Below are 13,077 nucleotides of genomic sequence, written 5' to 3'. Positions count from 1 at the left end.
ATTGGGGGTTGCCTCTGGTTGGCCCCGGGCTCACCGGCCCGTGCCGAGGAGCAGCGTGGAGAGGCTCGCGATGAAGGGCGAGAGCAGGGTGAGGCCTTGCTGAAGCTCGTGGAGCGCGGAGCCTTCCAGTCCCAGGTAGGTGCGCACGGCCTGGTGCTCCTCGGACCACTGCTTCCAGCCGGTGTGCGCCTCCGGTGCCGGCGGGACGAGCCGCGCCGCGAGCGACTCGCCCGCCTCGGACAGGGCCTTGGAGGCCGGCAGATAGATGATGGCGAGACATCCGGTGAAGTAGAGGCCGAAGCCCATGACGGCCGTGGCTGGGAGCACATCGGGTTGAGTGGGGATGGCCTCGATGAGCAGGTTGCGCAAGGCTCCGATGGTCAAGAGCGTGGCGGAGATGATGGCCCCGGCGAAACCAAGACAGCGCTTCAGTTGTGCCCGGAGTTGTTGATAGCGCCGGACCTCTCCCTCGAGGCTTTCCGCCGCGGTCTCCGCCGCCTCGGACAGGGGCCGCGGCGGGCGTCCGGCGAGCTGGACGTGCACGCTCAGCTGCGCGCCACCGAGCAGGGCACCCACCCCCGAGCCGATGCAGTTGAAGACGAGCAGCTTCTCCCACAGGTGGGGCACCTTGAGCAGCTCATCCTCGTTTCCGGGCAGCCACGAGGGACGGACCAGGAATTGGCTGACGGCGGGCAGCATGGAGATGGCGAAGACGAAGGTGGCACAGAACACGAGCGCCATCCGCTCCCGCCTCGCGGCCGGCCACACCGGACCGTTGCGCTTGGACGCACCGAACACGCTGAGCAGGGCCGCCAGCCAGAGCGTGGGTTGGAACGCCAGGAGCGTGTGCCAGAGCCCCGCATGGCGTGCGCTCAGGAAGTGCAGGCTGCGGAAGCCTTGGCTTCCCAGCAAGATTTGGAGCGAAGCCACGAAGCTCAGCACACAGACGATGAGCAGCACGAGCGACGAGCGGAAGACGAGCCGGAGCGCGGCATGTCCTTCCCGCCAGAACGACGCGGACTTCCCCCGCCGTGGTGCGGTCCCTGGCGCGGATGGCGCCTGATCTCCCGGCTCCGCCATGAATGCCCCCCTGGAAGAGGGACGAGCATGTCCGCGGCGGCCTCTTCGGGCACGGCCCCGCAGTCCGGCTCTGTTGGCGGGCGAGCAGGTGCGGTGATGCTTCCGAGGGGCGGGCACGGCTGCTAAGAGGACTCCGTGACGACGCCGCGCCGCCGACCCCATCTGATGGTCATCTTCCTGCCGATCGCCTTCCTGGCCATCGGCATCACCGTGTGGCTCGGCCTGCGCGGCAAGCACGACCCCGGTGCCGCCCAGGCCCACGCCGACTTCGCCCGCATCATCTCCGCCCTCGAGGCCTACCGCGCCGAGCACGGCTCCATCCCCGAGGAGGGCGACTTGTTCTTCCTCGTGCCCAAGTACCTCCCCACCCTGCCCACCGATCCCTGGGGCCACCCCTACGCCTACGCCAGCAACGGGCAGCGGCCCTTCCTCCAGTCCTATGGCCAGGATGGGCTGCGCGGCGGCAATGGTCCCAACCAGGACCACACCAACCATGACGGGCACGCGGCCGTGGGGACGCGGTAGGGTTTTTTACGCGGATCCAGCCCGTGTTCCCCGGCACCCTCACCCCGTCCCTCTCCCGGTGGGAGAGGGGAGGGGCGTGCTGGTGAGGACTCTCGTGGCCGGGGGCCTCCTGGCCTTTCGTGCAATGGCCATCCTCCCGTCGAGGGTTCTCCTGAGAAGAGGGCATTCCCCTCGCGCCCTCGGTGGGAGGCTGTCATGGCCGTCGTGTGCGCAACCAACCTGTCCGAGGCCTCGGGCCGCACCGCCCAGGCCGCCGCCGCCATCGCCGCCCGGCTCGGTGAGCCCCTGTGGCTCCTCGGCGTCTTCGAGCCCCAGCACCCCCCCCTCCACGGTCCCCGCTCCCGCGACGAGGCCCGCTCCCGGCTCTCCTCCACCGCCTCCCGCCTGCGCACCCCGGGCCTCTCCATCGAGGCGTACCTCCTGGTGGGCGCCCCGGGCACCGTGCTCGTGGCGCATGAGCTCGTCCGCGGCGCCCGGCTCCTCCTCCTCCCCGCCGAGGGCTGGGGCCACCTCCCCGCCTGGCACCGCACCCCCGTCCCCGAGCGGGTAGCCCAGCAGGCCCATGTCCCCGTGCTCGTCGTGCGCCGCCAGGGTGATGCCCTCGCCGATTGGGCCCAGGGCCGCCGCCGCCTCCAGGTGCTCGTCGGCGTGGATGACTCGCACGCCTCGGCCGCCGCCGTCGCCTGGCTGCAGGAGCTGCGCCGCGTGGGCCCCTGTGACGTCCTCGCCGTCTCCGTGTGCTCCCCCGTCGAGGAGCGTGAGCGCCTGGGCATCCATACCCCCGTGCACCTCGAGGTGTTGGACCCGGTGGTGCGCCGCATCGAGGTGTTGGACCCGCAGGTGGAGCGCGTGCTGCTGCGCGAGCTGCGCGAGCGCGTGGGCGAGCTGCCCGGCGAAGGTACCCTGCAGCTGCACCTGGAGCCCGGCTTCGGCCGCCCCGCGGACCACCTGCTGCACGTGGCGCACGCGCACGGCGTGGACCTCGTCCTCGTGGGCAACCACCAGCGTGGAGGCCTCGCGCGGCTGTGGCATGGCTCGGTGTCCGCCGGGGTGCTGCGCCATGCCGAGCAGTCCGTGGCGTGCGTGCCCCCCACCCGGCCCGTGGCCCGCAGGAGCGTCCCGCCTCGCGCCGTGCTGGTGCCCGTGGACTTCTCCGAGGCCAGCACCCGCGCCATCTCCGAGGCCCGCTCCCTCGTGCGCCCCGGCGGCCGCGTCCACCTGCTGCACGTGCACCGCCGCCGCCCCGCCGACCGCGCCTGGGTGATGGACCAGTACGGCGTGGTGCCCGAGCCCCCTCGCGAGCAGTCCGCCATCCTCGAGCGCCTCAAGGCCCTGGTTCCCCACGAGGACGGCGCCAGCGGGGTGCACTGGACGATGGAGGGCGTCACCGGCGACGACGTCGCCCGCGCCATCTGCCAGGCCACCGAGCGCGAGGGCGTGGACCTCGTGTGCCTCGGTACGTCTGACGCACCGGGTCATACCGATGCCCTCGGCGAGTCCGTGGCCCGCGCCCTGGTGGAGCGCTGCCGCCGGCCCGTCGTGGTCCTCCCCACCTGACCCTTCCCAACAGGTTTCCCGAGGTCCCCTGTTCTTTTTGCAACTCCGTGGAAAGACTGGGGGATTTCCTCGTTCCAGGCCGGTTTCCCGGCCCCGGAGACGTTGCCGGGTTCGACGGGAAACCTGATTTGCGTTAGGCTTTGTCAGACTCAGTCAACGACGGGGGAGGTCTGCCTTTGACACCGCGAGGGTACCGCGAAGAGGAGCTCGTAGCGAACCGCGCTTCCGTGCTCCTGAGTGGTGGCACGGAAGATGAGCGGCGCACGTGGGCGGCGACGGCGGCGAGGAACTTTGCCAAGGAGGGCCCCCTGGTGGAGGTCCGCCAGACCGAGCAGGTCGGCGACGCCCTCCGGCAGCCCAGGGGCGTCGTCTTCATCCCCGACGTGGCGCGCATCAGCGTCGCCGCGCAGGGGCTCATCGTCCGCTGCCTCCAGACCCAGGAAGAGCGTCCCAAAATCGTCGTCGGCCTGTCCGGCGGCGTCGAGCTGGCCCGCTCCAAGGGCACCCTGCGCGAGGACCTGCTCTACCGGCTCCACCTCGCCCAGGTGGACCTCACCGCCGACGGCATGCGCGAGCTCATCGCCCAGCGCCGCGCCCAGCTCGCCGCCGAGGAGGCCGCTCGCAAGGCCGAGGCCGAACGCCTCGCCGCCGAGAAGACCGCCCAGCTCAAGGCCTCGGGCATCTCCATGAAGAGCTCGCGCATGCGCAGCAAGGTGGCCCCCCGCGCCACCTCGCCCAAGGTCACGCGCAGGTAAGACGGCCGCACCGTGCCCCCGGGCATGGGTTCAACCCGGGGTCCGGGCACCCTCACCCCGTCCCTCTCCCGAGGGGAGAGGGGAGGTTGGGGCGTGAGTGGCTCGGGTGGCACGGCTTCTGGTGGCGCGGCTTCTGGTGGCGCGGCTCAGTGCTTGTGCTTCTGGCCTCGCTTCGCCTTGAAGCCTTGGGCGGTGACCCGTTTGGGCGCCGCAGCCGCCGCCGTCGTCTTGCGGCCCTGCGTCCGCATCGTCTTGCGCGCCGTCCGCCGCTTGGCCGGGCTGGGCAACTGCTCCTCGGCGTCCGCGGAGACGATCAGCGGCTTGGGCGCCGGCTGCGCCTTCTTGATGCGCTCCCTCGCGGCCTGGGCTTGCTCCAGCACGAGCTCCGCCGTGGCCTGGACCTCCGGTGACACCTGCTTCTTCGCCGGACGGGCCATCACCGGTCTGTCGGGTGGAGGCCGGTACAGCGACGGCTCCTGCCGCTGGTGCTCCATCACCGAGTCCCCCTGCGCCGGCCGCCGTGCCGCTCCCCGCGCCTCCTCGGGCAGCCACTCCTGCAGCCGGTCCAGGGTCCTCAACGCCGTGGCGGTGCCCTCCACCACCCACCGCACCCCCCGAGTGCCCAGCCGCAGCGCCTCGTCCTTCATCCTCTCCACCAGGCGGGTCCCGATCATCGCCATGTGTGTGTCCCTTCCCTGTCCGATGTCTTTCCGGCCAAGGTATGCACGCGCGGACGGGTTGGAAGCACCGCGTCAATCTCCAGGCCGTCCCGTGGGCCGTCAGCCCTTCCAGCGCCTGCCCGTCCGCCAGGCCTCTCTCGCAGGAGCGCTTCATGAGCCAACACCCCGTGCCTGAGCCGTTGGTGCTCACCCAGGGCGACATCACCCGGGTGGCCGCCGATGCCATCGTCAACGCCGCCAACACCTCGCTGCTCGGCGGCGGGGGCGTGGACGGCGCCATCCACCGCGCCGCTGGGCCCGGGCTGCTCGCCGAGTGCCGCACCCTCCACGGCTGCCCCACCGGCGAGGCCCGCATCACCGGCGGCTACCACCTGCCCGCCCGTCACGTCATCCACACCGTGGGCCCCGTCTGGCAGGGCGGCCACAAGGGCGAGCGCGAGACGCTCGCGCGCTGCTACCGCTCCGTCTTCGAGCTCGTCGAGCGTCACGGCCTGCGCTCCGTGGCCTTCCCCTCCATCTCCACCGGCGCCTACCGCTTCCCCCTCTCCGAGGCCGCTCCCATCGCCCTGCGCGAGCTTCGCGCCGCCCTCGTGCGCCTGCCCCGGCTCGAGCAGGTGACGGTGGTGCTCTTCAGCGCCGAGGATCTGGACGTGTACCGCCAGGCGCTCGCCGCCGCCGGAGCACCCTCACCCTGAGTGCGGGAGGGTTCTGGCTCCGACGGAACGGCTGAAGTAGAGTCCCGGCTACCCGGTTTTTCCTTGATTGGAGCCGCCTCATGTCCCAGCAGAAGCCCCGCCTGAAGAAGCCCGTGGAGAAGGTCCGCGCCGAGCTCCTCGCCGATCCCGACACCAAGCGCATCGCGAAGTCGGTGGGCATGGAGCTGGAGGCCTATGTGGAGCTGGTGCTGGACTACGCGCAGAACCCGGACAAGCAGCCGGTGCTGCAGGTAGCCGATGACGCGGAGCTGCGCGCCGCGGGCTACGAGGCGCCCACCCCCGAGGAGGTCGGTCAGTTCTTCGTCGCCGCCGCCAAGGGGGAGCTGGGCCTCGAGGGCCCCGACTTCAACAAGTCCGGCTTCGAGAGCGCCCCCTCCGCCGCGGGCAAGCCCTCGCTGCAGGGCACCGAGGGCGAGAAGCCCCTGGCCTCGGATGACCCCGAGAAGCGCCAGGAGCTGCTCAACCAGATGCGCAAGGGCGGTCCGGGGCGGATCTGAAATTCCGCACGCAACTCGAAATCGCCTCTCGCGATAATCCTTTTGTACTCCCCAGCACGGGGCTGCTTCTCCACCAAATCATCCACACGTTTTCTGTATCCCCGCGGGGATACGAGGGGTTTAGACCATGGGCTTCCTGGGCGGCATCGGCAAGGCAATCGGCGGTATCGCGCGCACCGTGGGCAAGGTCGCGGACGTGGTCGGCAAGGTGACCAACTTCCTGCAGAAGCCGCTGGACCAGATCATGGCGCCCGTGAAGAAGCTGGTGGGCGGCGCGCTGGACAAGCTGCCCTTCGGCATCGGCAACCTCATCAAGCCCTTCGCCGACAAGTTCCTGGATAACGCCCTGTCCTTCGTGGCCGGCGGCCCGCTGGGCGGTCTGGGGATGCTGTCCAAGGCCATGCCCACCATCAAGAAGCTCGGCGACCTGGCCGAGACGGTCGGTGGCATCGCCAAGAAGGTCGGCGACGCGCTGCCTCCCCAGGGCGGCATCAACCTGCAGAACATCTTCGCCCACGCCCACGCCCAGAAGCTGCTCGAGGCCTGAGCCCCTCGCGTCCCTGGACGCGTCACGTGAAAAGGGCCGGTCTTCCCTCTACGGGAGGCCGGCCCTTCGTGTTTTCCGGCCCCGGGTGCTACTCGCCGCTCTTCACCAGCCGCGCCGCGTCACGCACCAGCCGCTCCACGTCGTCGTCGTGCTCGCTGTTGTAGTAGCCGCGGATCTCCCCCGTCCGGTCCACCAGCACGAAGTGCGAGCCGTGGAAGATGCGGTTGATGTCGTCCTCGTCCCCGCCCTCCTCCCGGCCCATGGCGATCTTGAAGCCGCCCACGATGGTGCCCTTGAGCTGCTCGTACTCGCCGGTGAGGAAGCTCCAGCGGGCCGGGTCCGCGCCATGCTTCTGGGCATAGGCGGTGAGGCGCTCGGGGGTGTCGTACTTCGGGTCCACCGAGAAGGAGACGAGCGCGAGCTCGCCCAGGTCCGCCGTCTGCTTCTGCACGCCCGCCATCTTCCGCGTGAAGACGGGGCAGATGGTGGGGCAGCGGGTGAAGATGAAGTTGGCCACCCAGGGCCGGCCCTCGAGCTGCTTCAGGCCGAAGGGCTGGCCGTCCTGGCGCGTGAAGCTGAAGGCCGGGAGCCTGCCCAGCCGCTGCAGGGGCTCCTGCTTCGGGCGCACCAGCCCCACCACGAGCAGCGCCAGGCACAGGGCACAGGCCAGCCCCGCCCAGAGGAAAGGGGTGGCGGAGCGCGGCGGATTCGGAGTCGGGGTGTCGGTGGACATCATGGCTCTGGGTCCCGACTGCTAACGGATGCGCCCCGGACGCACAAGGCCACGGGCCCATGGGCCGCCTCCTCCCTCCCCAGGCGGCTTCATGCTCCCCCAGGTGTCCTCTACTCCCACCTCGGAACGGCCTGCGCCGGACAGTCCGCCCCCCACCCGCGAGCAGCCGTCACCGTGCTCTGCTAAGCCTGTACTCCGAGTCCATGGCCAATCACGAGCCGTCAAGAACTCCAACCGGGGGGCTGGAGCGCGGGACACCGGCGGGGTTCGACCCGCTGCTCGATGGCGTCACCGACGGCATCCTCGTGGTGGATGGGGCCTGGCGCCTGGTGTGGCTCAACGCCGTCTTCGAGCGGCTGCTGGGCCACTCGCGCGAGCAGCTGCTGGGCCAGGAGCTGTGGACGGCGCTGCCCGAGGTGGCCGAGAGCGCCTTCGCCCCCGCGTGGCGCCGCGCCATGGACGCGCGCACCCTGGTGTCGCTGGAGGACTTCTTCGCGCCCGGCGGGGTGTGGCTGGAGTCGCGCGCCTTCCCCTCGGGCGAGGGCCTCGTCGTCTTCAGCCGGGACGTGTCGGAGCGGCGCCTGGCGGAGAACGAGCGGGTGCGGCTGCTGTCGGCGGAGCAGTCGGCGCGCACCGCCGTGGAGGGCGAGCGCGCGCGCTTCCAGGAGATGCTGATGCTGGCCCCGGCCGCCGTCAGCATCACCCGCGGCCCCGAGCACCGCTTCGTCTTCTCCAACCTGTTGCACCGGCGCTTCCACGGCAGCCGGGACATGGTGGGCCAGCCCGTGCGCGAGGCCCTGCCGGAGCTGGGCGGGCAGGGCGTCTTCGAGGTGATGGACCGGGTGTACACCTCCGGCAACGCGTACGTGGGCCGCGCCCGGCCGGTGAAGGTGCCGCGCACGGCGGGCTCGCCCCCGGAGGAGATGTTCTTCGACATCGCCTACCACCCGCAGCGCGACGCCGCCGGACGGGTGGAGGGCGTGGCCATCTTCGCCTACGACGTGACGGACCTGGTGCGCTCGCGCCGCACCGCCGAGGCGCTGGCCCGCGACTTGGGGTACAGCGAGGAGCGCTTCCGCTCGCTGGTGACGGCGACGTCGGACATCATCTGGGCCACGCCGCCCTCGGGCGAGTTCGTGGAGGACCAGCCGGGCTGGAGCGCCTTCACCGGGCAGCCGCGCGAGGAGCACCAGGGGTGGGGCTGGCTGGACGCGGTGCACCCGGAGGACCGCGAGCGCTCCGTGCGCGCCTGGGAGGACGCGCTCTCCACGCACACCCCCTTCCAGGTGGAGCACCGGCTGCGGCACCACGATGGCTCGTACCGCCACATGCTGGCGCGCGCGGTGCCGGTGCTGGAGAAGGACGGCTCGGTGCGCGAGTGGGTGGGCGCCCACCGGGACATCACCCGCCAGCGCCAGGGCGAGGCCGAGCTGGAGCGGCTGCTCTCGCGCGAGCAGCGCCACGCCGTGCAGCTGCAGGGGCTGGCCAGCGCCGCGCTCGTCATCAGCGAGGCGGACTCCGTCGAGCAGGTGCTCAAGGCCGTCACCGAGCAGGCGCGCGAGGTGATTGGCGCGCACCAGTCCGTCACCAGCCTGACGCTGGAGGGCAACTGGGCGCAGGCCATCCACTCGGTGTCGCTGTCGGACAAGTACGGGGCGTGGCGCGAGTGGAAGCAGCCTCCGGAGGGCACGGGCCTCTACACCTGGGTGTGCCGGCTGAACCTGCCCATGCGGCTGACGCAGACGGAGCTGGAGGCGCACCCGGCGTGGCGGGGCTTCGGCCGGCATACGGTGAAGCACCCGCCCATGCGCGGCTGGCTGGCGGCGCCGCTGGTGGGACGGGACGGGCGCAACCTGGGCCTCATCCAGCTGTCGGACCGCTACGAGGGCGAGTTCAGCTCCGAGGACGAGGCGATTCTGGTGCAGCTGGCGCGCATGGCCTCGGTGGCCATCGAGAACACGCGGCTGATGGCGGAGACGCAGGCGGCCAACCGCGCCAAGGACGAGTTCCTCGCGGTGATGAGCCACGAGCTGCGCACGCCGCTGACGGCGGTGCTGGGCTGGACGCAGATGCTGCGCAACCGGCAGAACGACGCGCGGGCGGTGGAGAAGGGGCTGGCCGTCATCGAGCGCAACGCGCGCACGCTGGCGCAGCTGATCGAGGACGTGCTGGACGTGTCGCGCATCATCACCGGGAAGCTGACGCTGCACCGGCGGGGCGTGGACCTGGTGGGGGTGGTGCAGGCGGCGGTGGAGGTGGTGCGGCCGCACGCGGAGCAGAAGGGGGTGTCGCTGGCGCTCGAGGTGGAGGTGGGCGGCAACGGCACGGCGATGCTGGTGGGGGACCCGGCGCGGTTGCAGCAGGTGTGCTGGAACCTGCTGGTGAACGCGGTGAAGTTCACCCCGGCGGGCGGGCGGGTGCACGTGCGGGTGGAGCGCGACGAGCGCGAGCTGCGGCTGCGGGTGACGGACACGGGGAAGGGGATTCGCGCGGACTCCCTGCCGCACCTCTTCGAGCGCTTCTGGCAGGCGGACGGCTCGGCGACGCGCGAGCACGGTGGGCTGGGGCTGGGGCTGGCGATCGTCCACCACCTGGTGGGGCTGCACGGAGGCCAGGTGCGGGCGGAGAGCCCGGGGGAGGGGAGGGGCTCGACGTTCATGGTGACGCTGCCGGTGCCGGCGGTGCTGCCCGAGGTGAAGCCGGAGGCGCTGCCGGGCGCGGAGGCGCAGGCGCCGGAGGTACGGCTGGACGGGGTGGGGGTGCTGCTGGTGGAGGACGCGGCGGACGCGCGCGAGTTGATTGCGTTGATGCTGCGCGAGCGGGGCGCGGTGGTGCGCACGGCGAGCACCGCGGCCGAGGCGATGGAGCGGCTGAGGGAGTCGATGCCGGACGTGCTGGTGTCCGACATTGGCCTGCCGGGGGAGGACGGGCACTCGCTCCTGAGGAAGGTGAGGGCGTGGGCCGAGGCGAGGGACCAGTGGGTGCCAGCGATTGCGTTGACGGCGTATGCGAGCGCCGAGGACGCGCGGCGGGCCTACCGCGCGGGCTTCCAGGTGCACCTGGCCAAGCCGCTGGAGCCGGCGACGCTGATTGAAGCGGTGGCGAAGCTCGCGGGGCGTGGAGACGCGGGCGCCCAGGCGGGGTGAGGCGACGTCAGGCGGGCGTGGTCATGCGCAGGCCGAGGGGAGGATTCACCGGAGGGGTGGGCTGCTCCGGCGTGAGGCGCGGGACGCTCGGCAGCCGCACGGTGAAGCACGTGCCCTGGCCGGGCTCCGACTCCACCTCGATGCGGCCGCCATGGGCGGTGATGATGCCGTAGGCGACGGCGAGGCCCAGGCCCGTGCCCTCGCCCACGGGTTTCGTGGTGAAGAACGGCTGGAAGAGCTTGCCGCGCACCTCGGCGGACATGCCCACCCCGTTGTCGCGCACGTGCACGAGCACCTCTCCGGGCATGGCCTCGGTGCGCACCGTCACCACGCCGCCCTTGTCGGGCAGGGCCTGCGCGGCGTTGACGATGAGGTTCACCAGGACCTGGCCGATCTGCCGGGCCTGGCCCACCACGGGGGGCAGCTGGCCGAGCACCACCCGCACCTCGCAGCGGCCCTTGAGCTCGCCCTGCGAGAGCCGCAGCGCCGAATTCACCTCCACGTTGACGTCGAAGGCGGTGGGCTCGCCGGGGTCGTCCCGGGCGAAGCGCCGCAGGTCCGCGACAATCGCGTTGACGCGGCGGATGCCATCGAGCGTCGCGGGCAGCACCTCCTCCATGTACTCGCGCAGCTCCTCGGGGCGCTGGCCCAGCGTCTCCAAATCCTGGGCGAGCGCGCGCACGTTGCTCGTCACGAAGGCCATGGGGTTGTTGATTTCGTGCGCCACGCCCGCCGCGAGCAGGCCGAGGCTGGAGAGCTTCTCCTGCGCCACGAGCTGCGCCTGCATGCGCAACAGCTGCCGGTGATTCTCGCGCGAGGCGTCCAGCGCGGACACGAGCATCTGACAGCGCTCCTCGCTGATGACGTAGAGCAGCCAGGCGATGACGCAGAACGGGGCGATGGTCGAGACGGGGTTGCCCGCGCGAAACGCCAGCACCGCCGACACCGCGAGGAAGAGGCAGAGCCCCACGCGATTGAGCACGGAGTGCTGCTCGCGCTCACGGAAGCCATTGAGGAAGACGGCCTGGAAGAGCACGTTGCACCAGGCCAGCGAGTTCCACTGAAGAATCACGGCGGTGGCCGTGCTGTTGAGCAGGTTGGAGATCAGGATGATCCACACCCCGAACCGCTCCAGCCCCCTGCGCTGCAGCCAGGGGAGCACCGCGGCGTTGATGCCGCCACGCACCACGGAGAGCACGCACAGCGCCACCACCAGCGGCCCGTTTCCCCAGGAGGCCGCGACCAGGATGACCTGGAAGATGGCCAGTGAGAGGAAGGCCCAGAAGACGAGCCTCTGGTTGATGGGATTGGCGTCCGCCTCACTGCCGGCACCCGTCGTCCCAACGGGCGTGTGTCCCTTGTTCATGCCACGCGACCCCCCAGCGCCGATGGTAGAGCAGCGCGCGGAGGACGGCGCTTCACCAGGGCGGAGCGCGGGCGGAAATATCCACTATCTGTGTGATGGGAGACGTCGCACGGCGCCGTGGGCAACCCCACCGTGCGTCTTCCAGGAGGGCACTCGCCCCTCCCGGGCGGGGCCTTCACCCAGGGAAGTTGCGGCGGGTAGGGCGCTCCTACTGGGCCAGGTCGTCCAGCACGTCGGACAGGGTGGTGGCGCTCAGGGCCCGGTCGAACCACCGGTCGAGGGTGTCCAGGTCCGTGCAATTGAGGATGCGCTGCCGGGCCGCTTCGTCCACGGGCACGCCCCGCGCGGTGAGCAGTTGCAGGATGTGCCCACGCACTCGGGGCAACACCTCCTCCCGGCCCTTGGCCAGCCCTTTCTCCAAGCCCTTCTGGACTCCCTCCTCAATCATTTCCTCGGCCCAGGTCCCCATCAACTCCTCCGCTCGTTGCTCATCCACCAACGAATGTAACACCTGCCGTGCCGCTGCATGGACGGCCTTGCCCTCGGTCCACTGCAGGTAACGGATGATGACCACCAGATGCTCGCCCCCCTCGGCAGTGGCCTGTAGCTGCGCGAAGAGCGCCACCCAGTCCGGCAACCTGCGGGCCAGTTCCCCGGTGCGCCCATAGCGCAGCACCAGCCACGCCAATCGGGCCAGGGGTGGGCCGGAGCGCGCGCTCAGCGCTTCCTCCCGCTCGGCCGTCAGGTCATCGAGCAGGTACTCGAAGCGCGGCACCAGGGCTCGCCAGCGCCCGCGCTCCGCCTCGCCTTCCGGCAACTCGAAGAGGTCCTCCACCCGGCGCGGCGCCGTCCAGGCCCCATCCGGCCCGTGGTACATGACGAGCGGGACGATGAGCGGCAGCCGCGTGCTCTCCGGGTGCTCCTGGCGCCAGCGCTCCAGCTGGCGCACCACGTAGCGCAGCATCCTGAGCGCCATCCACCGGTCCACCGACGACTGGTGTTCGAGCAGCAGATACAGCAGCAGCGGCTGGCCCGAGCGCAGGCTCGCGGTGAAGAGCAGATCGCTCTCCGTTTCCCGCAGCTCCGGGTCCACCACACTGCCCGGCTCCCGCCGCAGGGACGACCAGTCCACCTCGGAGACGACATGCGCGGGCAGCACGGCACGCAGCTCGGCGGCGGCGCGCTCGGGGTGGCCGAAGGTGTAGCGGGCGAAGAGGTCATGCGGTCCCGACATGGCGAGCCGCGCCCAAAGCATGCGGCGGGCCAGGAGCGTGGAACGAGTCCCCGGCACCAGCCCTCCTCACGACTTGCTGCACCTCATGCCAGAAGTGCGATCGGCTCCCGGACGGCTCCATCCAGGCCGTCAATCCATTCCCCCAGTGCGTCTGGGCTCCTGTTTCCGGGGCCTTTGCGCACTCCAGGTGTGGGCCCCACCGGTTTTTTCTGCCCCCCCAGCAACCTTTTTTCGCTTCACG

Annotated in this window: 12 protein-coding genes; 7 read left to right on the top strand and 5 right to left on the bottom strand. The window is 71.0% G+C overall.

The window, feature by feature from the left end; all coding sequences use genetic code 11:
* Positions 1-30: 30 nt before the first annotated feature.
* Positions 31-1,080, bottom strand: a complete 1,050-nt coding sequence (locus tag NR798_RS46390; protein ID WP_375769059.1) for a hypothetical protein — start codon at positions 1,078-1,080, stop codon at positions 31-33.
* Between the two features lie 135 nt (positions 1,081-1,215).
* On the opposite strand from NR798_RS46390, the gene NR798_RS46385 reads away from it, so the two are divergent.
* From NR798_RS46385 to NR798_RS46375, 3 genes are all read left to right on the top strand, one after another.
* Positions 1,216-1,605 carry a type II secretion system protein GspG gene (locus tag NR798_RS46385; RefSeq protein ID WP_375769058.1) on the top strand — a complete coding sequence of 130 codons (390 nt, stop codon included), beginning with the start codon at positions 1,216-1,218 and terminating at the stop codon, positions 1,603-1,605.
* A 195-nt stretch (positions 1,606-1,800) separates the two neighbouring features.
* Positions 1,801-3,162 carry a universal stress protein gene (locus NR798_RS46380; protein WP_375769057.1) on the top strand — a complete coding sequence of 454 codons (1,362 nt, stop codon included), beginning with the start codon at positions 1,801-1,803 and terminating at the stop codon, positions 3,160-3,162.
* A gap of 311 nt (positions 3,163-3,473) precedes the next feature.
* Positions 3,474-3,917 carry a Fis family transcriptional regulator gene (locus NR798_RS46375; protein WP_375769056.1) on the top strand — a complete coding sequence of 148 codons (444 nt, stop codon included), beginning with the start codon at positions 3,474-3,476 and terminating at the stop codon, positions 3,915-3,917.
* A gap of 146 nt (positions 3,918-4,063) precedes the next feature.
* Here NR798_RS46375 and NR798_RS46370 read toward each other — a convergent pair whose 3' ends face one another.
* Entirely contained in the window at positions 4,064-4,597 is a 534-nt protein-coding gene (locus NR798_RS46370) for a hypothetical protein (RefSeq protein ID WP_375769055.1), read from the bottom strand.
* A gap of 152 nt (positions 4,598-4,749) precedes the next feature.
* On the opposite strand from NR798_RS46370, the gene NR798_RS46365 reads away from it, so the two are divergent.
* From NR798_RS46365 to NR798_RS46355, 3 genes are all read left to right on the top strand, one after another.
* Positions 4,750-5,292 (top strand): O-acetyl-ADP-ribose deacetylase, encoded by a 543-nt coding sequence (locus NR798_RS46365; RefSeq protein ID WP_375769054.1) that lies wholly within the window; start codon positions 4,750-4,752, stop codon positions 5,290-5,292.
* Between the two features lie 80 nt (positions 5,293-5,372).
* Complete coding sequence (locus NR798_RS46360) at positions 5,373-5,810, top strand: hypothetical protein (RefSeq protein ID WP_375769053.1); 438 nt, start codon at positions 5,373-5,375, stop codon at positions 5,808-5,810.
* Between the two features lie 127 nt (positions 5,811-5,937).
* Positions 5,938-6,357 (top strand): hypothetical protein, encoded by a 420-nt coding sequence (locus NR798_RS46355; RefSeq protein WP_375769052.1) that lies wholly within the window; start codon positions 5,938-5,940, stop codon positions 6,355-6,357.
* Between the two features lie 88 nt (positions 6,358-6,445).
* Here NR798_RS46355 and NR798_RS46350 read toward each other — a convergent pair whose 3' ends face one another.
* Positions 6,446-7,093: an SCO family protein gene (locus NR798_RS46350; protein ID WP_375769051.1), complete on the bottom strand. Its 648-nt coding sequence runs from the start codon at positions 7,091-7,093 to the stop codon at positions 6,446-6,448.
* A gap of 200 nt (positions 7,094-7,293) precedes the next feature.
* On the opposite strand from NR798_RS46350, the gene NR798_RS46345 reads away from it, so the two are divergent.
* On the top strand, positions 7,294-10,236 hold the full coding sequence (locus NR798_RS46345) for a PAS domain-containing protein (protein ID WP_375769050.1): 2,943 nt from the start codon (positions 7,294-7,296) through the stop codon (positions 10,234-10,236).
* Between the two features lie 7 nt (positions 10,237-10,243).
* Here the strand turns inward: NR798_RS46345 and NR798_RS46340 are convergent, their stop codons facing one another.
* Positions 10,244-11,602 (bottom strand): sensor histidine kinase, encoded by a 1,359-nt coding sequence (locus NR798_RS46340; protein ID WP_375769049.1) that lies wholly within the window; start codon positions 11,600-11,602, stop codon positions 10,244-10,246.
* Between the two features lie 208 nt (positions 11,603-11,810).
* Positions 11,811-12,893, bottom strand: coding sequence for an Rpn family recombination-promoting nuclease/putative transposase (locus tag NR798_RS46335; protein WP_375769048.1), 1,083 nt, complete (start codon positions 12,891-12,893; stop codon positions 11,811-11,813).
* Positions 12,894-13,077: the final 184 nt, after the last annotated feature.

It is taken from the genome of Archangium gephyra (assembly GCF_042230915.1).
Classification (GTDB): domain Bacteria; phylum Myxococcota; class Myxococcia; order Myxococcales; family Myxococcaceae; genus Archangium; species Archangium gephyra_B.
The sequence above is the reverse complement of the archived record's forward strand: the minus strand, read 5'-3'. Positions and strand labels throughout refer to the sequence as shown.